Genomic DNA, 23,330 nt, shown 5'->3' with positions numbered 1-23,330 from the left:
CACATTCATCCAGCAGCAGCGAGAGACATTTCAGGCTTCAGCGACTGGCCACGCGAGGCGGCCACGATCGTGTCGACATCGAGGATGAGCGCCACCCTGCCGTCGCCGAGAATGGTGGCGGCTGCAATGCCCGGCACGTGCGTATAGTTGGCCTCGAGGCTCTTGATGACGACCTGGCGCTGGCCCTGGATGGCGTCGACCATCAGTGCGCGCTGGCCACCACCTTCCGATTCCACCAGAAGCGCAACACCTTCGACCGGGTTTGCCTGGCTGGCGCGGAAGTTGAGGATGCGACCGACATCGACCAGCGGGCAGAAGGAGTTGCGGATCGAAATCAGCCGCTGGTTGGAGCCGAAGGAATGGATTGCGGCGGCTTCCGGCTGCAGTGTTTCGACGATCGCCGTCAGCGGCACCACCAGCGTCTGGTTGGCGACCGTGACCACCATGCCGTCGAGAACGGCCAGCGTCAGCGGCAGGCTCATGGTGAAGACCGAGCCATGGCCAGGCTTCGACGAGATGTTGATACGGCCGCCGAGCGCCTGGATCGAGCGCTTGACCACGTCCATGCCGACGCCGCGGCCGGAGATGTCGGAGATCTTGTCGGCCGTCGAGAAGCCGGCGTGGAAGATCAGGTTGTCGATCTCCTCGTCGGAGAGATTGGCGTCCGCGGCGATCAGATCGTTGTCGATCGCCTTCTGGCGCACCTTCTCGCGGTTGATGCCGGCACCGTCGTCGGCAAGCTCGATGACGATGCGGCCCGAACGGTGCTTTGCGGTCAGGCGCACGGTGCCTTCGGCGCTCTTGCCGGCGGCGAGACGCTTCTCGGGCGTTTCAAGGCCGTGGTCGACGGCGTTGCGGATCATGTGCGTCAACGGTTCGGCCAGCTTGTCGATGACCGTCTTGTCGACTTCGGTGTTTTCACCCTCGGTGATGAGGCGGACAGACTTGCCCGTCATGTCGGCGATTTCGCGAACGATACGCGACATGCGCTGGAATACCGGCTTTACCGGCTGCGCGCGGATCGCCATCACCGAGTCCTGGATCTCGCGGGTGAGCTGCTGCAGCTCTTCGAGGCCCATGTTGATCGACGAGGTGCCGTTGGCGTCGTTCTCGACCACGCTCTGCGACAGCATTGCCTGGTTGATCACGAGTTCGCCGACGAGGTTGATCAGGCGGTCGACGCGATCGAGATCGACGCGGATGGTCGGTGTCGCAGCGGACGCTGCTGCCTGCTGAGCGGCTGCGGATTGAGCAGCAGCACTGGCGGCGGCGCCGGCCGATTTTTCAGCGGGTGCGCGGGCGGCGGACTGGGCCATCTGCAACACGTTGCTGGCGGTACCGGCAGCAGCGACGGCCGCGTTGCGGATCTCCTGCTGTGCTGCCAGTTGTTCTTCTTCCTCGATCACGCCGATGGGGCCAGCCGGCTCGTCGTCGAGGATCGACAGATCGAACGGTACCGGCTGCATCGGCAGCTCCTCGCCGACAGGGGCGGCATCGCCCGAGACCCGCGAAACGTCGAGGTCGCAATCCCACTCGGCGAATTCGAAAACCGTGCGGATCGCGTCTTCACCCTTGTCCGTCTTCAGCGACACCTTCCAGGAGAAGTAGGCCGTTTCCGGGCTCAGGCGATCGAGCGCCGGGAGCGCGTCCATGTCGCAATGGATGCTCATCTCGCCAAGGCGCGAGAGGTCGCGCAGAAGCAAAGTCGCGTCGTTGCCCTTGGCGTAGAGATCGGATTTCGGCTTGAAGACGATCTCGTAGGTCGGCAAGTCCATCAAGGCCGGCTCGTCCGTCTCGAAATCGTCGAAGGAGAAGGCGACAGGCTGGAAGCCTTCGTCGTTGACGACGGGTGCTGCGGCAACCGGGGCGGCCTTGGCGACCGGCTCGGCTACGGACGATGCCTGGGGCACTTCGCCATTGGCAAGCGCCTCGAGCTCCTTGATCAGCTGGCGGCTGCGCGCCTCGTCGACACTGCCGCCATCGCGGGCAGCGTTCGTCAGGTCGGCGAGCACGTCGGCCGACTTCAGCATCACCTTCAGAACCTCAGGGCCGGGGTCGAGCCTGTTGGAACGAACGCAATCAAGTGTCGTCTCGAACACGTGGGCGAAGGAGACGAGGTCGTCGAGCCCGAAAGCACCGGCGCCACCCTTGATCGAGTGCACCGCGCGAAACACGGCATTGACCGTTTCCGGATCGCGGTCGCCATCATTGAGCTTCAGCAGACCCGATTCCAGTTCGGCGAGTTGTTCCTCGCATTCCTGGAAGAAGATCTCTTTGATTTCGTTCATATCCATTGGAGGCTATCCTCGGACTTCAGGCCGTTACGCGCTCGATTGCATCAATCAGTTTGGTCGGGTCGAACGGCTTGACGATCCAGCCGGTGGCACCGGCCTGACGGGCACGGTTCTTCTTTTCAGCGTCGCTTTCCGTGGTCAGCACCAGGATCGGCACAGCGCGGTAGCGGTCGTTCTTGCGCACGCCCTCGATGAAGCCGAAGCCGTCGAGACGCGGCATGTTGATGTCGGTGACGATGACATCGGGATTGGCTTCCTCAAGAACCTCGAGGCCCTCGACGCCGTCTTCCGCCTGGATCGTTTCGAAGCCGGCATTGTTCAGCGTGACCAGAAGCATGTTCCGGATCGTCCGGGAGTCGTCGACTGTCAGAACTCGCTTTTTCATTCTTCAAATCTCCTTTGCCATCAGGTGGTCGATGTCGACCCCGATGAGCTGTGTCGTTTTCTCGAAAGCGTCCGACACCTTGCTGAAGGTGAAAGACAAATGTTCTTCTTCCCAAGTCTTGGCACCAGCCATCAGGACCTGGACACAAAGCGTTCCCACCCGCTCGACCGCCGAGGCATCGATCGTGAGATCGCTGCCCTTCAGGCCCAAAAGCTTCTCATGCAACGTCGTCGCTTCGTTCAGGTCCAACACCGGAGCGAGGCTGAGCGTCTTGCGGGCGGTCTTCTTGCTGGCCATTCCTGTTTTCCTCGACTGCTAACTCTTGAGTGTCCCTGGGATCAGCGTTGCCAACCGGCGAACTGACGTTGCGGGCCGTCATCGAACAACGGCGTCGCCATTTCGTCTTCGACCGTGGCCACAGGAGCCGCGAGGCGGCGTCCCTGGCTGGCAGTCGGTGTTGGTGAAACCGCGTGGCGACGTTCGACACGGAACCTGCGGATCGTCTCGCCAAGCTCGACGATGACATTGTGCAGATCGTCGGAAGAGCGGACCGTCTCGCCCGCCATCGCCGCACTTGCCTTGACGGCGTGCGAGATCGCCCCGATGTCGGATGTTACGCCCTTGAGGTCGCCGACTTGCTGCTCGGCTTCGCGGGCGATGCCGGAGACCGCGGCATTGATCGATGTGACCTGCTGGACGATGCTGCTGATCGCATCCTGCGTGCGGCCGACGATCTCGACGCCGGTCTCGACCTGCGACTTGGTGCCCGTTACCAGTTGTTTGATTTCGCGCGCTGCCTCGCCGGAGCGCTGCGCAAGCGCGCGCACTTCCTGGGCAACGACGGCAAAGCCACGACCGCTGTCGCCCGCCCTTGCAGCCTCGATGCCGGCGTTCAGCGCCAAGAGATTGGTCTGGAAAGCGATCTCATCGATGACGCCGATGATCTGGCCGATCTTCTCGGCCGATGCCTCGATGTCGGCCATGGCGGAAATGGCCTGGCCGGCGATCTCGCCACTGCGCTCGACGGCAACCCGCGTCTCGTTGGCCTTCATCTCGGTGGCGCTGATGCGGTTCGAGCCTGTGGCCATGCGTTCGGTCATGTCGGAAAGGGCCGCAATCTGGCCCGAGAGGGCATCGGCTTCCGCGGTTGCCTTATCGTAGAAACCGGCGGCACCTTCGCGCAAACGACCGACAAGAGTCTCGGCCGCCTGGCCGCGCTGATCGGCAGACTGCAGGCTCTGCTGGATCGTGTCGAGCGCCGCATTCAGGCTGGCAACGATCGGCTGGTAGGCGTCGGGTGCGTTCTCGGACAGGCGCACGCCGAGGTCCCCCTCGCCCAAGCCCTTGGCGAAATCGCCGAAAAGCGTCGTTACAGCCTGCTCGTCGGCACTGTGCTGGTCGGCGAGCTGGCGCTGGTGCTGCTGTCGCAGGGCGTTGAAGCGGAGCGAGACGCCGATCTCGGTATCGACGAAGACGGTGCGGACAAGCGCCGCGACCAGATCGCACAGTTCCTTGCGTCGTCCTCTGCCCATCGGCAGGAAGGACTTCGGCCAAGCCTCTTCAATGAGGCCGATAACCAGGTGCTCAAGCACGACTGCATGGCTTGCCATCTGCCAACGTGGATCGAGGCCCATGCGGTTCGAAGTATCGGCAAGCACCTTGACGCGCTCAGCATAGAGGCCATCGAAACGCGCGTCGGTCAGCACGTTCCAGTGCGAGGATTGGATGTCCTGCAGCCGCTCGAGCTGCCGGTCGCTATCGAAGTGCCGGGCTGCGTCGGGATAACTCTGCAGGCGCTGGAAAAGATCGCGAAGTGCTGCGTCGATGCGGGGGGAAAGCTTATGCCGGGTGTCACGGACGCGGGAACAGCTCTCGTCGTCGAGCCCGGCAAAACGCAAGCGCTCCAGCAGACTGCCTGCCTGGCCCTTCCTTGCCTGTTCTGACGATGCTTCCTGCCTCAACGCTCAATCCCCGGTTTTTCATGCTTGGAATTCACCTGGGGAGGATCAGGACAGTCCACGGTCCACCGGACGTGCACGCCACATCGATGCGATCAGCCCCCGCCGCTTGGGCGTCTGCTATCGTCCATCCCGCAAGTAAATTCGGTGAAGAATCGATACCGGACCGGAACCGGTACGGCGGGGCGGCATCATGCCTTGAGGAGACTGTGAATTTTTCCCATTCCGACGTGTGGGACAATGTTTATGGTTAATTCCTTGCTTGAAGGTTAACGGTTGATAGCCTGTAACCGGAATCACTAAAATTCGCCGGACGTTTTCGGGCACTGTTTTTGCAGCGCAGCAATGCCGCACTATTAGCCTCGAATTTCAACAGGTTTTCACTCACAAGAGTTTAGAATTGTACTTCTACTTGCGCTCGCGTATCGAAGCGAAAGTGAAGTCGGCGCGGATCGCGCGGAATAAACCTTTGCAGCAAGCAAAGCGCAATCATGATGATGCGCTGACGGGAAACGAACAATGATTGTTCTTGGAATTGGCGCCGCACTCACAGCAATCCTGACGATGATGGCCGTATCCATCGTGCTCAATCTCGAGCATAACCGTTCGGCAAACCGCAGCTCGGTTTTCTGAGCGGAAGAACACGCTTCGTCTTCTCACAGGCGTCTTTCACGCGACGCCGTTACTCTCCCCAAGCCGACCTCGACCTTCGTCATTGCCCTGCTGCACATGGCGTTTCGTCAGCGCGCGCCAGTCTTGCGCATAGCGCACAAAACTCTCCGGCATGGGGCCGGCGAAGGCTTGCGCTCCGGTGCGCACATGGCGGCCGTCGACAAGGCTTGCAGCTCCGAGGCTGGTGCCGGTCACATTGCGGCTGTCAGCAAGGACCGGGCGTCCCGTTGCTGCCTGAAGCATGCGCAGATAGGCAGCGTTTGCGGCAAACGGCCCCTCGACGACAATATCCCCGCGCGCACCGATAAGATCGAGGCAAGTCGCCGTCATCAGGGCCAAATGGAAAGACACGGCGGCAACCTTGGCGGCTGGCGTCAGCTTCTCTTCATCCACCGTCCAACGGGCCCTGGCTGACGGGAAAGGCCCGGAGCCTTCGGGAAGCGAAGGCAAGAGCATGTGCCCGGCCGCAATAACGGCCTGCTCGTCTTCGAACGAGGTGGACGCCGCGCCGTCGCCGAGCAACAGCGAGAAGGCGCGACCGCCCATGAAGCGCGCCGAGGGAACCGGGTCGCCGAGTGCGTTGACGTTGATCAGCGTGTCGCGGCGTTCATCGAGCGTCACCGTGTCAGCGCCGACCGCCAGCATCACCACCCAGGTGCCGGTCGACACGACCGAGAAAGGCGCCTTGCGGGTCAAGAGGTGCGGCAGCAGCGATGCGTTGGAATCGTGGATGCCGCAATAGACGGGCGTGCCGACAGGAATGCCGGTGGCGGCGCAAAGCTCAGGCAGCAACGCACCGACGATATCGTTAGCCTTGCGAACCGGCGCGAACAGTTGGCCCCACCCCTGGCTTTCCACCAGCGTCGAGAACGTGCCGGCCGTCGGGTTCCAGAGATCGGTGTGGCAGCCGAGCGAGGTCAGTTCGTTGACGCGGATGCCGGTCAGCCTGAAAGTCCAGTATTGCGCGTAGGTCAGGATTGTCGTGACCCTGGCGAACGCATCGGCAAAGGTCTGCTGCTGCCAGAACAGTTGCGCGCCAACATTCAGTCCCATCGGCAGGCGCGCCGAACCGGTTTCGGCAAAGGGCGGGCGAACGCGCTCATAAGCTTCCGACAGAGTATCCGGCCCGCCAAATTCGTAGTCGAGCACGGGCAAGGCAAGTCCGCCTGCTTGGTCGAGAACGACCGCCGTCGCGCCGTGGGTGGTGATCGAGATCGCCTCTATGGGGTGTTCGGCATGGAGCGCCTTCAAGCTGTCGAGCACGAAAGCCCAGAGACGGTCGACATCGAAATGCGGGTACGGATAGCCCTGGACGACACCGTTTGCAGTCTTTCGCACAGCGATCTCTTCGAAGCGATCGAGATCAACCGCTGCGACCTTGGCATTGGTCTTGCCGATGTCGATAACGCCCACAATCCGCATCGGGTCAGCTCATGTAAAAGACGGTTTTGAGCGGCACGGCGACCGGCTCGTTATCGCCACGGGTTTCCATGATGTCGGCCATATGGGCCCACCACTTCTGCATCACGGGATGTGAGGGCAGATCGGCCATGCCATGATCGTCCGTGCGCCAGAGAACGCCGAAGAGCAGATCGTTCTCCTCGTCGAGATGAATGGAGTAATCCGTGACGCCCGCATCTTTCAGCAGCGTCACCAGTTCCGGCCAGATGGCGTCGTGGCGCGCGGTATATTCGGCGGCCATTCCCGGGTTGAGCCGCATGCGAAAAGCGTATTTTTCCATGAAAACCTCAGTGGGCGAGACGGCGGCGGGCGCGGCGCCACAGAATGGGCAGGGCGATCACCGAGATCAACAGCAAACCGATGAAGATCGACATGACGATGCCCGGCACGTTCAGCAATCCGAAGCCGAAGGTGACCATGCCCATGATCAAAGCGGCAAGCACCACGCCCGGAATGGTGCCGGAACCGCCGAGAATGCTGACGCCGCCGAGCACGACCATGGTGACCACCTCCAGCTCCCACCCGAGTGCGATCGACGGGCGGGTGGAGCCGAGACGCGAGGTCAGGCAGATCGAGGCAAGGCCGGCCATCAGGCCTGTCAGCAGGAACAGCGTGAACTTCACCCTGCCGACACGGATGCCGGAAAACAGTGCTGCCGTCTGGTTGTTGCCGATGGCGTAGACGGCGCGGCCGAAATTGGTCTTGTGCAGCACCACGCCGTAGATGACGGCGAGCACGACGAACAGCGTGAACTCGAACGAGAACACCCACCAGATATAGCCCTGCCCGAACCAGGCAAAGCTGTCGGGATAGCCTGTGAAGGCCTGGTCGCCAAGGATGATGAAGGACAGGCCGCGAAACAGGCTCATGGTGCCGATGGTGACAACGATCGACGGCAGGCCAAGACCGGTGATCAGCAGGCCGTTGACGACGCCACAGAGAAGGCCGACAGACAGTCCGACCACCACCAGCGCCGGCGTGTCGAAGCCGAGCTGGACCGCATAACCCATGGCCGTCGAGGCAAGTGCTATGATCGAGGCGACCGAGAGATCGATCTCGCCGGAAATGATCACCAGCGCCATGGCGAAGGCGATCATCGCCTTTTCGGTAAAGTTGAACGTCGCGTCGGACAGGTTCCACGGATCGAGAAAATACGGCGAAGCCAGCGAATTGCCGAGGAAGATGAGGCAGGCAACAACGAGCAGCAGGCTTTCCCAACTCTTCAGCAAGCGCGCGCTGCGCCCTTCCAGGCGATCGGGAATGTTGCGGGGGGAGAGATGCGTTTCGGCCATCAGACAGCCTCCGCCTTCTTGAGGATGACGCGGCCCTTGCGCCGTTCGGCACGGGCGTTGACGGCAACGGCCGTGATGATGACCATGCCGGAGATCGCCATCTGCGCAAACGGCGAGATGTTGATGACCGGCAGGGCGTTCTTGATGACGCCGAGGAACATGGCGCCGAGCACCGCGCCCGGCACCGAGCCGATGCCGCCGGCGATCGAGATGCCGCCGATGACGCAGGCCGCGATGATGTCGAGTTCGAATCCGGCGGCAATATCGACATAGGCGACCGCATAACGCGATACCCAGAGATAACCGGAGAGGCCGGCCAGCGTGCCCGAGAGGCAATAGGCGAAGAAGCGGGTGCGCCCGACATCGATACCGGTATAGACCGCGGCATGCGGATTGCCGCCGACGGCAAAGAAGGCGCGGCCAAGGGCGGTGCGGCTCATGACCAGAAACATCGCCGCGATCATGACAACGGAAAGCCAGGAGAGCACCGGAATGCCGGCCAGATCGGCACGTGGAAAGCTCTTGAAGGCATCGCTCATCTGGTGGGCATTGATCCACTTGCCGTTGGTGAGCAGGAAGATCAGGCCGCGATAGATGGTGAGCGTACCGAGCGTGACGACGATCGGCGGGATGTCGAGCTTCCAGACCAGCGCGCCGTTGATCATGCCGAGGACGGCGCCGAGCGCCATCGCCGAGAGGATGATGATCGGGATTGGCAGACCGGGAAAGGCGGCGTTCAGCATCGCCGCGACCATGCCGGAAAGCGCGAGGTTTGCCGCCATCGACAGATCGATGCAACGCGTCAGGATCACCGCCATCTGGCCGAGCGCCAGGATGATCAGGATCGAGGTGTCGTTGTAGACCCGCGCCAGATTGGCCGGCGCGACGAAGGGCGGGAAGCGCCAGGCGATCAGCGCGATCAGCACCAGGATCGCGCCGACGAGCAACAGTTCACGATTTTTCAAAAGCTTTGCCATCATGCGGCCTCCACGATGCCGGCTGCCGCGCGCACCAGCTTTTCCGCCGTCAGCTCGTCGCGCTCAAAGCGGCCGGCGATGCGGCCCTCGCGCATGACGATGACGCGATCCGACATGCCCATGATTTCGGGGATTTCCGACGAGACCATGATGACGCTGAGGCCCTCGGCCGCAAGTTCGCTCATGAAAGCGTGAACGGCGGCTTTGGAGCCGATGTCGATGCCCTTCGTCGGCTCGTCGAGGATGATCACCTTCGGTTTCGTTGCCAGCCACTTGGCGATGACCACCTTCTGCTGGTTGCCGCCCGAAAGCGTGCCGACATCCTGGTCGAGCGAAGCTGCCCGCAGATCGAGCCTCGAGGTATATTCGCGCGCAAGCGCGAACTCATTGGCAAGCTTCAGGAAGCCGGAGCGCGAGGTGCGCGACAAGGAGGGCAGCGTGACATTCTGGAAGATTGGCAGGCCGATAATCGCGCCCTGGCGACCACGCTCCTCGGGCACATAGACGATGCCGCTCCTGATCGCTTCCGACGGGCTGCGGATCACCAGGATCTCGCCATCGAGCCGGATGGCGCCTGCCGACGGGCGGGTGATGCCGATCAGCGACTGCATGAATTCGGAACGGCCGGCACCGACGAGGCCATAAAAGCCGAGGATCTCGCCGCGCCGCAGTTCGAAGTTGATGTCCTCGAATTCGGTCGGGTGGCGGTAGCCGGAGACCGTCAGCACCGGCTCGCCGATGACGACGTCCTTCTTCGGATAGACCGAGCCGACCGCGCGCCCAACCATCATGCGCACGAGATCGTCCTGGGCGACATCGGCAATCAGCCCCTCGCCGACCATCGTTCCGTCGCGAAACACGGTGTAGCGATCGGCGATGCGGAAGATCTCGTCGAACTTGTGACTAATGAACAGGATCGCCTTGCCGTCCGCCTTCAACCGTTCGACCAACGCGTAGAGTTCGTGGATTTCCTTGTGCGACAGCGCCGCCGTCGGTTCGTCCATGATCACGACGCGGGCGTCGACCGACAATGCCCGGGCAATCGCCACCAGATGTTTCTTCGCTATACCGAGATCGCGAAGCCGGATGGTCGGATCGAAATCGGCACCGGCGCGAAGCAGAAGCGCGCGCGCATCCGCATTCAACTTCTTCCAGTCGATCAGACCGAAACGATTGCGGGGCGCATGTCCGAGAAAGATGTTTTCGGCAACCGACAGTTCGTCGAACAGCACCGTTTCCTGGTGAATGGCGGTGACGCCGGCACGCGCGGCGGAAAGCGCTGTCGGGAAGACTGTTTCCGCGTCCGCGACGCGGATGCTGCCGCTATCAGGCTGGTAGATGCCAGTCAGGATCTTCACGAGGGTCGACTTGCCGGCACCGTTCTCACCGACGAGAGCCGTCACGGAACCCGGATAAAGCGACAGCGAAACATCGGACAGCGCCTTGACGCCGGGAAAGGATTTCGAAATCCCCTCGAGCGCGATGGCGGGTTTCATCCGCGATGTGGTCTGGTCCTGCAGCAAGTTCAGTTCCGCCTGATTTGTGTGCCTCACACCGAGCGCACCGCAGTCTGAAAATGGCCCCTCACCCCAGCCCTCTCCCCGCTCTCGGGGAGAGGGGGTCCGTTGGGAACCAGCCACTCACTGGTGGCAGGGGGGACGGGCGAGTATGCCGCTTGTCCCTTCTCCCCGTAAGCGGGGAGAAGGTGCCGGCAGGCGGATGAGGGGCGGATGCGATCAAACGCCCCTCGCCGATCAGAAGATCTTTGCGAACTCTTCGACGTTCGACGCGTCGTAGACGAACGGGTCGGCCATTGCGCCTTCGTTGTTGTCGTCGAGCTTGACGGCGCCCATGCGGCCCATCTTCAGCTCCGCGCCGGGCTTGGCTTCGGCACCGTTGATGAGATCATTGGCGATCATCGTTGCGGAGTAGCCGAGATCGATCGGGTTCCAGATGGCGAAGGACTTGGATGCGCCCGACTTGACGTGGCCGGCCATTTCCGAGGGAAGACCAAGGCCGGTGACGTTGATCTGGCCGATCTTGCCGGCGTCGGTGACAGCCTGAGCCGCGGCGACGATGCCGACCGAGGTCGGCGCAATGATCGCCTTCAGGTTCGGGTAGGACTGGATGAGCCCTTGCGTTTCGCGGTAGGACTTGTCGGCCAGGTCGTCGCCGTAGACGGTAGCAACGACATTGATGCCCTTGTAGTTGCCCTGGACCTTCTTCATTTCCTCGATCCAGACATTCTGATTGGTCGAGGTCGCCGTTGCCGAGAGCACGGCGACATCGCCGCCTTCCGGCAGATTGTCGGCGGCGAGCTTGATGATCATGTTGCCGATCAGCGGGCTCGAAGACGGGTTGAGGTGCATCAGGCGGCCGTCCTTGGCGACGCCGCTGTCCCAGGAGATGACCTTGATGCCGCGATCCATCGCCTTCTTCAGCGCCGGAACCAGCGCGTCGGTGTCGTTGGCCGATACCGCGATCGCATCGACCTTCTGGGCGATCAGCGAGTTGATCACCTCGATCTGGCCTTCAGCGGTCGTGGTCGTCGGACCGGTGTAGATCACCTCGACATTGCCCAGTTCCTTTGCGGCTTCCTGCGCGCCCTTGTTGGCGGCCTCGAAGAAGCCGATGCCGAGCGCCTTGACGACGAGCGCGATCTTCTTGTTTTCCGCATGCGCGGCGCTGGCCATCAACGCCAGCGAAACGGCGGCCGTGACCATCAATGATTTCAGGATCTTCATTTCCACTCCTCCCATGAACCGGGACGCGATCGGGATGACCGCATCGTCCGGTACTGACCTTCTCCAATTCGAACCGGCCCGGCCTTTTGCAACCGGTGTCGATCTTCCCCTCCCCTCGGCCGTCTCAAGCGGTCGAGGATGCAGTCTCAGCATCCGTGCCGGCCCTGGCACTGGCGATCACCAGGCGCACGCCGGCATTTTCGAGCATCGCGGCATGCCTGTCCTCGATGCCCGAATCCGTGATCACAGTGGCGATCCGCTTCAATCCGCACAGGATGAGGCTGGAGCGCTTGTGGAATTTCGAGGAGTCGACCAGCACGACGAGTTCGTCGGCCTGATCGATCAGCTTCTGTTCGGCCTGGATCAGCAGCGGGTCGGCTTCCATCAGGCCGAGCGGACCGAGCCCCTGGGCGCCCATGAACATGCGGCGCGCATAGAAATTGCGCGTCACGTCATTGTCGAAGGGGCTCAAGATGATGTTCTGCTCGCGGTAGATGGTGCCGCCAGACAGCATCACCGTGTTCTTCGAATGCTTGAGCAGATGCTCGGCGATCGGAAACGAATTGGTGAAGACCTGCATCCGGCGATTGGTCAGAAAGTGCACCATCTGGAAGGTGGTCGTGCCGCCATTGATGATGATCGGCTCGCCGTCTTCGCAGAGCGCAACCGCTTCCTTGGCGATCGCCTGCTTCTCCCGCGCATGCAGGCTCTCATTGACCTTGAACGGGCGACCGGCAAGGCCCACGAATTGCGGCGGATTGATCGCCTCGGCCCCGCCGCGCACGCGCCGCAGCCGCTTCTGCACGTGGAGCGCCGCAATATCGCGCCGGATCGTCGCCTCGGAACTGTCGGTCAGATCGACCAGTTCCGGCACCGTGACGACAGGCTTTTCCTGAACCGCCGACAGAATGATCCGATGTCTTTCTTTCTCGTGCATCCGTTCCTCCGATAATGTGCATGCTTCCATCACGACCAAACATTGTCAATCACAATCAATCATATTTTTTCATTGTGCAGTGCGATATGCGCGAATTTGATCGTTTTTGATTGACAACGACTTTCGAGCCATGTGATCTGATGCCAACCACATCTCCACGCGGCCGCCAAGCCGCGAGGCAACGGACCGGGAGGAATTCGAGATGCTCGACAAGCAGCAGGGCGCGGGACTTGCAAACCTTTGGGATGACGCGAAGGCTGCGGGCATGAGCGAGCCAGAGCGTCTGCTCTATCGCTCGAACTTGCTCGGCTCCGACAAGCGCATCACCAATTACGGTGGCGGTAACACCTCGGCCAAAGTGATGGAGAAGGATCCGCTCAGCGGAGAAATGGTCGAGGTTCTCTGGGTCAAGGGTTCCGGCGGCGACGTCGGCACGATCAAGCTTGACGGCTTCGCCACGCTCTACATGGACAAGCTCAACGCACTGAAGGGCATCTATCGTGGCGTCGCGTTCGAAGACGAGATGGTCGGCTACCTCCCGCATTGCACGTTCGATCTTAACCCCCGCGCCGCCTCGATCGACACGCCGCTGCACGCCTATGTGCCGAAGAAACATGTCGATCACATGCATCCCGACGCCATCATCGCGATTGCGGCGAGCAAGGACAGTCAGAACCTGACCGACAACCTGTTCGGCGGCGAGATCGGCTGGTTGCCCTGGAAGCGGCCCGGTTTCGAACTCGGTCTCTGGCTCAGCGATTTCTGCGCGAAGAACCCGCAGGCGCGCGGCGTCATCCTCGAAAGCCACGGCCTCTTCACTTGGGGCGACACGGCCAAAGAGGCCTACGAAACGACGATCGAGATTATCAATGTCGCGATCGGTTGGTTCGAGGAATACAACGTTGGCCCAGCCTTCGGTGGCGCCGTAAAGCCGACGCTCGAGGCGGCCGAGCGCGCGGCAATCGCCAAACGGCTGATGCCGGTGATCCGTGGCCTTATCAGCACCGACGAGAAGAAGGTCGGCCATTTTGACGACAGCCAGGCCGTACTCGATTTCGTCGCCGCGCGCGACCTGAAGCCGTTAGCAGCGCTCGGCACCAGTTGCCCGGACCATTTCCTGCGCACGAAGATCCGGCCACTGGTCGTCGATTTCGACCCGGCAAAGCCGGATGTCGACACGACGCTGGCCGGACTGCCTGATGCGATCACCGCCTATCGCGCGGACTACGCCGCCTACTACGACCGCTGCAAGCACGCGGATAGCCCTGCCATGCGCGATCCGAACGCAGTCGTCTATCTCGTGCCCGGGGTCGGCATGATCACCTTTGCCAAGGACAAGGCGACAGCACGCATCTCCGGCGAGTTCTACGTCAACGCCATCAACGTCATGCGCGGCGCCTCCGGGGTTTCGACCTATGTCGGCCTGCCGGAGCAGGAGGCCTTCGACATCGAGTACTGGTTGCTCGAGGAGGCCAAGCTTCAGCGCATGCCGAAGCCGAAGAGCCTTGCCGGCCGCATCGCGCTGGTCACCGGCGGCGCCGGCGGCATCGGCAAGGCAACGGCCCACCGGCTGATGCAGGAGGGCGCCTGCGTCGTCCTCGCCGATATCGACGAGACGGCGCTCGCTAGCGCCGAAAGCGAGCTTGCAGCCCGCCACGGCAAGGATTTCGTCCGCTCGGTCAGCATGAACGTGACCAGTGAGGCCGCCGTGGAGGGCGGCTTCGGGGATACGCTTCTCGCCTTCGGCGGCCTCGATATCCTGGTCTCCAATGCCGGCCTTGCCTCCTCCGCCAGCGTCGAGGACACGACGCTGGCGCTCTGGAACAAGAACATGGACATTCTCGCGACCGGCTACTTCCTCGTTTCGCGCGAGGCCTTCCGCATCTTCCGCAACCAGAAGGCCGGCGGCAACGTCGTCTTCGTCGCCTCCAAGAACGGCCTTGCCGCCTCGCCCGGCGCATCGGCCTATTGCACCGCCAAAGCCGCCGAAATTCACCTCGCCCGCTGCCTGGCGCTCGAGGGAGCCGCAGCCCAGATCCGCGTCAACGTCGTCAACCCGGACGCGGTGCTGCGCGGCTCGAAAATCTGGACCGGCGAGTGGAAGGAACAGCGCGCCGCCGCCTACAAGATGGATGTCGACGACCTGGAGGCGCACTACCGCGAGCGCTCGATGCTGAAGCTCAGCGTGTTCCCGGAGGATATCGCCGAGGCGATCTACTTCCTAGCCTCCGACATGTCGGCGAAATCGACCGGCAACATCGTCAATGTCGACGCGGGCAACGCCCAGTCGTTCACCCGCTGAGCCGGAGAGTTTGATGAGCACCATGATCGGCAAAAGCGTCCTCGACGTGGAAAACCAACGGCGCGAGGCGGCTCTTCGCGAAGATTATGCCAGCCTTGGCGAAAGACTGGCCCGCCGCGGCATCGATATCGACACCATCAAGGCGAAGGTCGGCGCCTATGGCGTCGCCGTGCCTTCCTGGGGTGTCGGCACCGGCGGCACGCGTTTCGCCCGCTTCCCCGGCCAGGGCGAGCCGCGCAACATCTTCGACAAGCTGGAGGATTGCGCCGTCATCCAGCAATTGACGCGGGCAACGCCCAACGTCTCGCTGCACATCCCGTGGGACAAGGTGAGCGACATCCAGGAGCTGAAACAGAAGGGCGCGGCCCTCGGTCTCGGCTTCGACGCGATGAACTCCAACACGTTTTCGGATGCGCCCGGACAGGCGCATTCCTACAAGTTCGGATCGCTGTCGCACAGCGATGCGGCCACCCGCGCCCAGGCGGTCGAACACAATCTCGAATGCATCGACATCGGCCGGCAACTCGGCTCGAAGGCGCTGACGGTCTGGGTCGGCGACGGCTCCAACTTTCCCGGCCAGAGCAATTTCACCAAGTCGTTCGAGCGCTACCTTGATGCGATGAAAGCGGTCTATGCCGCACTACCCGACGACTGGCGCGTCTTCACCGAACACAAGATGTTCGAACCGGCCTTCTATTCAACGGTCGTCCAGGACTGGGGCACCAATTACCTGATCGCCCAGGAGCTCGGCCCCAAGGCCTTCTGCCTTGTCGACCTCGGCCACCACGCGCCCAACGTCAACATCGAGATGATCGTCGCCCGGCTCATCCAGTTCAAGAAGCTCGGCGGCTTCCACTTCAACGATTCCAAATATGGCGACGACGACCTCGATACCGGCTCGGTCGATCCCTACCGCCTGTTCCTTGTCTTCAACGAGCTCGTGGATGCCGAGGCCCGCGGCGCCGAGGGCTTCGATCCGGCCCATATGCTCGACCAGAGCCACAATGTCACCGACCCGATCGAGAGCCTGATGACCAGCGCCATGGAAGTCAGCCGCGCCTATGCCCAGGCACTCATCGTCGACCGCGCGGGACTCGACGGCTTCCAGCAGGACAACGATGCGCTGATGGCGACGGAAACGTTGAAGACAGCATTTCGCACCGACGTCGAACCGATCCTGGCCATGGCCCGCCTCGAAAGCGGCGGAGCGATCGCGCCGGTTGCGACCTATCGGGCGAGCGGTTACCGCGCCAGGGTGGCCGGCGAGCGGCCGGCCGTCGCCGGTGGCGGCGGCGGCATCGTCTGACACGCCCCCCCTAATAGCAATCGCTTCGCAGGTCGCCGGGCAGCAACCGCTGCTCGGCGACTGTCTTTTGGATGCAATCTGCGCGCCTTCGCTCAAAAAAACACCGCGCGATGAAATTGCCCCCTATCTGATTTGAAATCCTGGTCTATCTTTCCCTTTACAGCGCCGCGCTTCCTGCGGGCGCGCAAGGGTCGCTGTAGCACTTTGAATGCTGCATGTTTTATCTGCAGATCGGCTAGGATTTGAGGAAACATGCAGGAGGTCCAACGCAAAGGGAACCATTCATGGGTATCGAAAGCATTCTCGTATTCCTGATTGTCGGTGCGATCGCCGGCTGGCTTGCCGGCCTGATCGTCAAGGGGTTCGGCTTCGGCCTGATCGGCAACATGGTCGTAGGCATCATCGGCGCCTTCATCGCCGGCTTCCTCTTTCCCGCCATCGGCATCAGCCTTGGAACGGGCGTGCTTTCCGCGATCCTGCACGCGACGATCGGCGCGGTCATCCTCCTGGTGCTGATCCGCATCGTCAAACAGGCTTGATGACTTAACGCCGCCCATCGATGTCGGACGGCTCGCCCACCCGGCGGGCCGTGCCGAGACCAACGGAAGGAAGACACCATGAGCGAACTCCACACCGACAACATAGAGACGGCGCTGAAGGCGTTCATGGCCGATCATCCCGGCAAGCTGACGCGCGAGCAGGCAATCGCGGCGATCCTCGAAAACTGGTTCACTACCCATGGCTACCTGCCGACACAGCAGGAAGGGACGCGCCCAGAAAATCTTGACGCCTCCAACGACGATTGAGACAGTCTTGCCGTCGGCAGCGCCGCCTCGGCCTGCAGGCGTTCGTCCGCTCTTTATTCCATCCCCAAACCATTGCCAGAGCCTGAAGCCCCATAATGAGCCTTACCTCCGTCAAACAGTTCTTTTCGCAGAACGCGCCGGATATCGACGTCATAGAACTCGAACAGAGCACCGCCACGGTGGCGCTTGCCGCCGAGGGCCATGGCGTCGAACCCGCCCAGATCGCCAAGACGCTCGCATTGCGGGTCGGCGACGACGTGATCCTGATCGTCACCCGCGGCGATGCGCGGCTCGACAACAAGAAGTACAAGGCCCGCTTCGGCACCAAGGCCCGCATGCTGGGCTTCGACGAGGTCGAGGCGGAAACTGGACACCCGGTCGGCGGCGTCTGCCCGTTCGGGCTTGCCAAGCCCCACAGCATCTATTGCGACCTGTCGCTCAAGGCCTACGACATCGTCGTGCCCGCGGCCGGCGCCACTAACGCGGCCGTCCACATCAACCCGCAGCGCATCGTCGAATTGACCGGCGCCGAGTGGATCGACGTTTCGGAAACGTAATCCATGTTTCGGAAGTATGGTCCGTGCCTTGGTATGGCCACAAAGCTTACCTGAAACCCAAGCTGCGCCACGGCAACGATTTGCCGCGACCGCCCCTTCCATAGCCAGGAGCCCATCCAGCATGAAGACACTCGCGTACCCGCTCATCTTCGCCGCCACATTTTCCCCGGTCTTGGCGATGGATCAGTCCCTGGTACGCCAATTCGAAAAGCTCGATCCACAGACCCGGCTGGAGCAGCGCTGCGACACCGAGGCCATGGAGCGCATCAACGCCGACAAATCGACCTTCAAGCCCGACAAGGTGATCGCCTATACCTTCGCCGAACCGGTCATGAAGGAAGACAAGATGAAGGCGCCGGGCGCTGTGTTCCGCAGCAAGGGGGAGTGGTACAAGCTGAAGTTCAAGTGCCTCACCGATGCCGAGCACCTTGATATCCTGTCTTTCGAATACAAGATCGGCGAGCTCGTGCCGCACGAGCGTTGGGACGAGTTTTATCTCTATCCCTGATGGGCCTAGCGACAGATATGCCCTTTGGATCGCATTTCGCTACGTGAAAGAATTTCAGTGATTCAAGCGGCTACATCGGCCCACAGGCTTTCGACGAGCTGCGGCGCTTTACGGGCACCCGCGTTTTCGCCGGAGCACGTTCTGTCGTGCAAAAATGTTCAGCATTTTCGCAATGACGGCATCGCGAAAGAACGAGAGCTTGAAACGCGATACGCGAGCCCAGAAGGTCGCGACGCGCTTTACAGAACAGCCATCAGAAACAGCAGCGAGCCGAGCGACAGCGCTGCCATAATGCTCATCAGCATTTTCATCATGTGATCTGCCATTTCGTACATCCTTGCCTCTACTCCCTCAGGAATGAACGAATGCGTCTGCTTTTGGGGCGCAGCATGCCTGAAACGACCCAGGCTTGAAACGTCCGACTGGCATGATCCCATCGGATCCGTGCACAATCTGCTATCAATGAACGAGGTTGAGCCGACATGGTTAACAATTGGTTAACGACGAGTGTTTCGCCTCGGGTTGAGCTCGAACATTCGGCGAATGACATCCGTGGCAAAGCAGACCGCGCCAACACAGACATCAGACTGCGCAGGACGAGAAAATTTGAGTATAATTGGACCATTGGGAAAATGGTGCCCGGAGGCGGATTTGAACCACCGACACGCGGATTTTCAATCCGCTGCTCTACCAACTGAGCTATCCGGGCATCCTGCCGTTGCGGGCAGCGGTTCCTTTCGGAACCCTCGGGGCGTTGTTTGTGCCCCGGAAGCGAGCGGGGTTATAACATGATGTTCGGCGGTGTCCAGCACCAAATGAAAGTTTTTTGGCAGTTATTTCAAAGAGTGTGGAAAAAGGCAAAAAACTGAGGATATTCAGGCAGATCGGGGTCAACGATCGTCGTCGGCGGCTTTCGACTCGTCGTCTGCCACAGGAATGGCGTAGGAGCCCGAAAGCCAGCGGTTGAGGTCGACATTGCGGCAGCGATCCGAGCAGAAGGGATAGTGCTCGCGGTGCGAGGGGCGAGTGCATTCGGGGCAAGGACGCGGTGCGCGCAGGGGCGCGACATTCGAGCCCGTCTTCTTGTCTTCGTCCGTCACTGCCTTCAGCCTTCCAGCCAACGATTGTGAACGTCGTAACCTTCGCCGACCAAAAGGCCGACGGTCTCATAGAGCGGCAGGCCGACGACGTTGCTGTAGGAGCCGACGAGCTTGACGACGAAGCTGCCGGCAATGCCCTGGATGCCATAGGCGCCTGCCTTGCCGCGCCATTGGCCGGAGGCAAGATAGCTCTCGATATCGAAACCGGAAAGACGCTTGAAGCGGACCTTGGTGTCGACCACCTTCTGACGAAGCGTCCTATCGGGCGTGATCAGGCAGACACCGGTATAGACGCGATGGCTGCGGCCCGACAGAAGATGCAGAGCGCTAGAGGCCTCGCTGACGAGTTCCGGCTTCGGCAGGATGCGCCTGCCGACGCAGACGACCGTGTCGGCCGCCAGGATATAACTGCCATCCCAACCGGCTTCGCCCTTGATCGCAGCCAGCGCCGCCTTCGCCTTCTCGGCAGAAAGACGACGCGCCAGCGAGCGCGGATGCTCGGAGCGCTTCGGCGTCTCGTCGAGATCCATCGGCATCAGGCGCGCAGGTTCGATGCCTGCCTGGGCCAAAAGCTCGACGCGACGCGGCGAACCGGACGCCAGTATCAGTTTTTGAGCCGTTGTCATCGGTACGCGCCGCCACCCCAGAGATATGATAAAGCCACCCGTCGGCGGTTTACTTGAAGCGGTAGGTGATGCGACCCTTGGTCAGGTCATAGGGCGTCATTTCGACGAGCACCTTGTCGCCGGCCAGAACGCGGATACGGTTCTTGCGCATGCGGCCTGCGGTGTGGGCAATAATTTCATGTTCATTTTCGAGCTTCACGCGGAAGGTCGCATTGGGAAGCAATTCCGTGACCACACCCGGGAATTCGAGGACTTCTTCTTTCGCCATGTAGGACTGTTCTTTCTGTGTTTGTTCGGGGATACGGCACGCATCCCGAAAAATTCGCCGGAAACTACACAATCGACGAGGATTTGTGAACCGCTTTGCGCCGGCTTTTCAGCTTTTGTACTGCCTTATACCAACCTGCGCTGATATTGAACTCTTGCGCCGGAGCGATTTCGGTTTCCGGCAAGGAGATAACCGGAACCGGACCAAGCGGTCCGGTGAGGATTGTCGACGCTGCCCGGAGGCCAAAAGCGCCCGGCCCTTCGGCTGGGCCGTGTGTCGGCCACCGGCAGCGTCGCAATCCTCGATCGATGCCGAGGCATCGCCCTGCGGTAGCTCCTTGCTGGATGACCGCGCACGGTCCCACGCAATCGGTCAATATCAGCGCAGGTTGGTATTAAGCCTTTTCGCCCGCGGGCGCCACTACCAGACGGCGATTAATCAGCGTGGCAAGGTGATCTCGAACGGCGCGATAGGCATCGACAATCTGCTCGCGCGTGCCGGTGGCAACCGTCGGGTCCGGCGTCGGCCAATAGACCACATCGACGGCCATGGAGCGTGTCAAATCCAGCGCCAGGTGATGGGCCTCCGGCGCCAGCGTGACGATGAGGTCGAAGTAATCGTCCTCGAGCTCGTCCAGGGTGCGCGGCTGATGCCGCCCGACGGACAGGCCGATCTCATCGAGCACCACGTCGACGAAGGGATCGCGCTCGCCGTGGCGCACCCCGGCGGACGCTACGTAGGTGCCCGCCGGCAGGGCGGCCTTGGCTAGCGCCTCGGCCATCGGCGAGCGGATAGCGTTCATGCCGCACATGAAGAGGACGGAGCGGGGCGTTGTCGGCTGGTGCATCGCGGTTCCCGTCATTCCGGTCTCCGCCGTCATCCGCGCCAGTAGAGCACGCAGACGAGCGTGAACAGACGGCGCGCGGTGTCGAAATCGAGCCGGATCTTGCCCGACAGACGGTCCATCAGCGTCTGCGACCCCTCGTTGTGAATGCCACGGCGCCCCATGTCGATCGCTTCGATCTGGCTCGGCGTCGCCGAGCGGATCGCCTCGTAGTAGCTTTCGCAGATCAGGAAGTAGTCCTTCACGATGCGGCGAAACGGCGTGAGCGAGAGAATATGGGTGGCGACGTCGGATCCCTTCTCGGTGGAGATCGCAAAGACCAGCTTGGCATCCATCAGAGAGAGATTGAGCCTGTAGGGGCCGCCCGCATGTCCGACGGGCTCGAACAGGTTTTCTTCGAGAAGGTCGAAGATCGCAACCGCGCGCTCATGCTCCACGTCCGGCGTCGAACGGCCGATCGTCTCGTCCAGTACGACATCGCAGAGGCGCTGGTTGCGGTCAGCCTTCATCCCGCATCCCCGAGATTGAGGCGGATGGCGACCGAGCGCGCATGCGCTTCAAGCCCTTCAGAGCGCGCCAGCGCAATCGCCGCCGGCCCGAGGATGCGAAGCTGCTCGGCATCGAGCCGCAGGATCGACGTGCGCTTCATGTAGTCGAGAACGCCGAGGCCAGAGGAAAAACGAGCCGAGCGCGCCGTCGGCAGCACGTGGTTTGAGCCGCCGACATAGTCGCCGATGACCTCGGGCGTGTGGCGCCCGACAAAGATGGCGCCGGCATTGCGGATCTTCGCGACCATCGGCTCGGGATCGGCAAGCGCCAGTTCCAGATGTTCGGCGGCAATGCGGTTTGCAAGTGGTATGGACTTATCAAGATCCGGCACCAGGATGATTGCGCCGAAATCGCGCCAGCTCGCCGATGCGGTCTCGGCGCGCGGCAGCGTCTTCAGCTGACGCTCGACCGCCGCCTCGACGGCTTCGCCGAAGGCGGCGTCGTCGGTGATCAGGATCGACTGCGCGCCGACGTCGTGCTCGGCCTGCGCGAGAAGATCGGCGGCGATCCAGTCCGGATCGTTGTCGCGGTCGGCGATGACGAGGACTTCCGAAGGGCCGGCAATCATGTCGATACCAACAGTGCCGAAGACCTGGCGCTTGGCGGCGGCCACATAGGCATTGCCCGGGCCGACGACCTTGGCGACCGGCGCGATGGTCGCGGTGCCATAAGCAAGGGCTGCCACCGCCTGCGCGCCGCCGATGCGATAGATTTCTTCGACGCCGGCAAGACGGGCAGCCGCCAGCACGGCCGGGTTGATCTTTCCGCCATTGGCCGGCACCACCATGACGATGCGCTCGACGCCGGCGACCTTGGCCGGCAGCGCGTTCATCAGCACCGAGCTTGGATAGCTCGCCGTACCGCCCGGCACGTAGAGCCCGACCGCGTCGATCGCCGTCCAGCGCGAACCGAGGCCGACGCCCATCGTATCCTCGTAGATATCGTCCTTCGGCCGCTGGCGGGCGTGATGCGATTCGATGCGAACGGCGGCGACCTTGAGGGCACCCAGCACTTCCGGCTCGACGGCCTGGATTGCCGCGTCGATTTCCTCGGCACTGACGCGCATCTGCGTCGTGGCGAAATCGATGCCGTCGAAGCGGGCGGAATATTCCGCCACCGCCTCGTCGCCGCGCAGGCGGACATCGTCGATGATCGCCTTGACCGCCGCGTTGACGTCCTCGGAAACTTCACGCTTGGTGGTCAGGAATGCCGCGAACTGCTGTTCGAAGTTACCGTCGAGATAGTTCAGCCTGATTGCCAACGCAAAATGTCCTTGTCGTATGCCTTAAGTCGCGGGTTCAAACGCCTTCGGGATGCCGGGGCTTGAAAGCGGTTTCCCATGCCCCGCCGGTATCTGCAAGCTGCACCTCGATGCATTCCACATCAAGGGCGATCGAAGCTTCGCCGGCAAGCACCAGCTCGACTGTGCCTTCGGGCCCTTCGCCAGCAACCGCGAACGTCACCGCCAACAGATCGAGCACGGCCTCGCCATTGCCGCGATCAAAGCCGAGCGAGCGCACGGCACTCACCCGCTTGAACAGAAGCACCGCGCGCCGACGCTCGAAGGAGCGCCGCTTGCCATCGGCCATCTCCCAGACGAAGCGGTTGACGGTGAGCGAAAACTGCTTGCGGCGTGCGTCGTATTCCAGCCCGGAGACCTTGAACACGGCATCCTGGACGTGGGCGGAGACGACGGCCAGATCCTCTTCATCGAGCGCCAGCAGCTTCAGACCATCCATGCCAT

Annotated in this window: 24 protein-coding genes and 1 tRNA gene; 6 read left to right on the top strand and 19 right to left on the bottom strand. The window is 62.0% G+C overall.

The features are described 5' to 3' along the window. Positions 1-5: 5 nt before the first annotated feature. The 11 genes from HT585_RS02755 to HT585_RS02705 form a co-directional block, all read right to left on the bottom strand. Complete coding sequence (locus tag HT585_RS02755) at positions 6-2,294, bottom strand: chemotaxis protein CheA (RefSeq protein ID WP_176351506.1); 2,289 nt, start codon at positions 2,292-2,294, stop codon at positions 6-8. 19 nt (positions 2,295-2,313) lie between these two features. Beyond that, positions 2,314-2,679: a response regulator gene (locus tag HT585_RS02750; protein WP_065784641.1), complete on the bottom strand. Its 366-nt coding sequence runs from the start codon at positions 2,677-2,679 to the stop codon at positions 2,314-2,316. Positions 2,680-2,682: 3 nt separating this feature from the next. Continuing rightward, positions 2,683-2,976: an STAS domain-containing protein gene (locus HT585_RS02745; protein ID WP_077504355.1), complete on the bottom strand. Its 294-nt coding sequence runs from the start codon at positions 2,974-2,976 to the stop codon at positions 2,683-2,685. Between the two features lie 41 nt (positions 2,977-3,017). Next, a complete protein-coding gene (locus HT585_RS02740) occupies positions 3,018-4,640 on the bottom strand; it encodes a globin-coupled sensor protein (protein WP_176351505.1) in 1,623 nt (540 codons plus the stop codon). A gap of 666 nt (positions 4,641-5,306) precedes the next feature. Next, entirely contained in the window at positions 5,307-6,731 is a 1,425-nt protein-coding gene (locus HT585_RS02735; RefSeq protein ID WP_176351504.1) for an FGGY-family carbohydrate kinase, read from the bottom strand. Positions 6,732-6,735: 4 nt separating this feature from the next. Then, positions 6,736-7,050 carry an L-rhamnose mutarotase gene (rhaM, locus tag HT585_RS02730; protein ID WP_176351503.1) on the bottom strand — a complete coding sequence of 105 codons (315 nt, stop codon included), beginning with the start codon at positions 7,048-7,050 and terminating at the stop codon, positions 6,736-6,738. Between the two features lie 7 nt (positions 7,051-7,057). Further along, positions 7,058-8,062 carry an ABC transporter permease gene (locus tag HT585_RS02725; protein ID WP_176351502.1) on the bottom strand — a complete coding sequence of 335 codons (1,005 nt, stop codon included), beginning with the start codon at positions 8,060-8,062 and terminating at the stop codon, positions 7,058-7,060. Beyond that, complete coding sequence (locus HT585_RS02720) at positions 8,062-9,042, bottom strand: ABC transporter permease (RefSeq protein WP_176351501.1); 981 nt, start codon at positions 9,040-9,042, stop codon at positions 8,062-8,064. Before HT585_RS02720 ends, HT585_RS02725 begins: the two co-directional genes overlap by 1 nt. Continuing rightward, positions 9,039-10,535, bottom strand: coding sequence for a sugar ABC transporter ATP-binding protein (locus tag HT585_RS02715; RefSeq protein WP_176352165.1), 1,497 nt, complete (start codon positions 10,533-10,535; stop codon positions 9,039-9,041). The genes HT585_RS02720 and HT585_RS02715 overlap by 4 nt, the downstream gene beginning before the upstream one ends. A gap of 258 nt (positions 10,536-10,793) precedes the next feature. Continuing rightward, complete coding sequence (rhaS, locus tag HT585_RS02710; RefSeq protein ID WP_176351500.1) at positions 10,794-11,783, bottom strand: rhamnose ABC transporter substrate-binding protein; 990 nt, start codon at positions 11,781-11,783, stop codon at positions 10,794-10,796. Positions 11,784-11,907: 124 nt separating this feature from the next. Continuing rightward, a complete protein-coding gene (locus HT585_RS02705) occupies positions 11,908-12,720 on the bottom strand; it encodes a DeoR/GlpR family DNA-binding transcription regulator (RefSeq protein WP_176351499.1) in 813 nt (270 codons plus the stop codon). A gap of 202 nt (positions 12,721-12,922) precedes the next feature. Between HT585_RS02705 and HT585_RS02700 the strand changes: the two genes are divergently transcribed. The 6 genes from HT585_RS02700 to HT585_RS02675 all read left to right on the top strand — a co-directional run bounded on the left by HT585_RS02700 (position 12,923) and on the right by HT585_RS02675 (position 18,199). Further along, on the top strand, positions 12,923-15,022 hold the full coding sequence (locus HT585_RS02700) for a bifunctional rhamnulose-1-phosphate aldolase/short-chain dehydrogenase (protein ID WP_176351498.1): 2,100 nt from the start codon (positions 12,923-12,925) through the stop codon (positions 15,020-15,022). Between the two features lie 13 nt (positions 15,023-15,035). Next, the gene (gene rhaI / locus HT585_RS02695; RefSeq protein ID WP_176351497.1) at positions 15,036-16,328 is read left to right on the top strand and encodes an L-rhamnose catabolism isomerase; all 1,293 of its coding nucleotides are present in this window, start codon (positions 15,036-15,038) and stop codon (positions 16,326-16,328) included. Between the two features lie 284 nt (positions 16,329-16,612). Then, complete coding sequence (locus tag HT585_RS02690; protein ID WP_053250496.1) at positions 16,613-16,867, top strand: GlsB/YeaQ/YmgE family stress response membrane protein; 255 nt, start codon at positions 16,613-16,615, stop codon at positions 16,865-16,867. A 78-nt stretch (positions 16,868-16,945) separates the two neighbouring features. Then, positions 16,946-17,134 (top strand): hypothetical protein, encoded by a 189-nt coding sequence (locus HT585_RS02685; protein WP_077504366.1) that lies wholly within the window; start codon positions 16,946-16,948, stop codon positions 17,132-17,134. Between the two features lie 95 nt (positions 17,135-17,229). Continuing rightward, positions 17,230-17,691, top strand: coding sequence for a YbaK/EbsC family protein (locus HT585_RS02680; RefSeq protein WP_176351496.1), 462 nt, complete (start codon positions 17,230-17,232; stop codon positions 17,689-17,691). 121 nt (positions 17,692-17,812) lie between these two features. After that, positions 17,813-18,199, top strand: coding sequence for a DUF930 domain-containing protein (locus tag HT585_RS02675; RefSeq protein WP_176351495.1), 387 nt, complete (start codon positions 17,813-17,815; stop codon positions 18,197-18,199). 633 nt (positions 18,200-18,832) lie between these two features. On the opposite strand, the gene HT585_RS02670 is transcribed toward HT585_RS02675, so the two are convergent. The 8 genes from HT585_RS02670 to HT585_RS02635 form a co-directional block, all read right to left on the bottom strand. Further along, positions 18,833-18,908 (bottom strand) — tRNA-Phe (locus HT585_RS02670). A gap of 181 nt (positions 18,909-19,089) precedes the next feature. Further along, positions 19,090-19,299 (bottom strand): DNA gyrase inhibitor YacG, encoded by a 210-nt coding sequence (gene yacG / locus HT585_RS02665; protein WP_176351494.1) that lies wholly within the window; start codon positions 19,297-19,299, stop codon positions 19,090-19,092. A 5-nt stretch (positions 19,300-19,304) separates the two neighbouring features. Then, positions 19,305-19,925: a Maf-like protein gene (locus HT585_RS02660; protein ID WP_176351493.1), complete on the bottom strand. Its 621-nt coding sequence runs from the start codon at positions 19,923-19,925 to the stop codon at positions 19,305-19,307. 49 nt (positions 19,926-19,974) lie between these two features. After that, entirely contained in the window at positions 19,975-20,193 is a 219-nt protein-coding gene (gene infA, locus HT585_RS02655) for a translation initiation factor IF-1 (RefSeq protein WP_004435948.1), read from the bottom strand. A gap of 394 nt (positions 20,194-20,587) precedes the next feature. Next, on the bottom strand, positions 20,588-21,055 hold the full coding sequence (locus tag HT585_RS02650; RefSeq protein WP_176351492.1) for an arsenate-mycothiol transferase ArsC: 468 nt from the start codon (positions 21,053-21,055) through the stop codon (positions 20,588-20,590). Between the two features lie 14 nt (positions 21,056-21,069). Then, positions 21,070-21,546, bottom strand: a complete 477-nt coding sequence (locus tag HT585_RS02645) for a UPF0262 family protein (protein WP_176351491.1) — start codon at positions 21,544-21,546, stop codon at positions 21,070-21,072. After that, positions 21,543-22,847, bottom strand: coding sequence for a histidinol dehydrogenase (gene hisD / locus HT585_RS02640; protein ID WP_176351490.1), 1,305 nt, complete (start codon positions 22,845-22,847; stop codon positions 21,543-21,545). Before hisD ends, HT585_RS02645 begins: the two co-directional genes overlap by 4 nt. 37 nt (positions 22,848-22,884) lie before the next feature. Then, positions 22,885-23,325, bottom strand: a complete 441-nt coding sequence (locus HT585_RS02635; RefSeq protein WP_176351489.1) for a DUF2948 family protein — start codon at positions 23,323-23,325, stop codon at positions 22,885-22,887. Positions 23,326-23,330: the final 5 nt, after the last annotated feature.

The sequence above is a fragment of the Ensifer oleiphilus genome (assembly GCF_013371465.1).
In the GTDB taxonomy this organism is placed as follows: Bacteria; Pseudomonadota; Alphaproteobacteria; order Rhizobiales; family Rhizobiaceae; genus Ensifer; species Ensifer oleiphilus.
The sequence above is the reverse complement of the archived record's forward strand: the minus strand, read 5'-3'. Positions and strand labels throughout refer to the sequence as shown.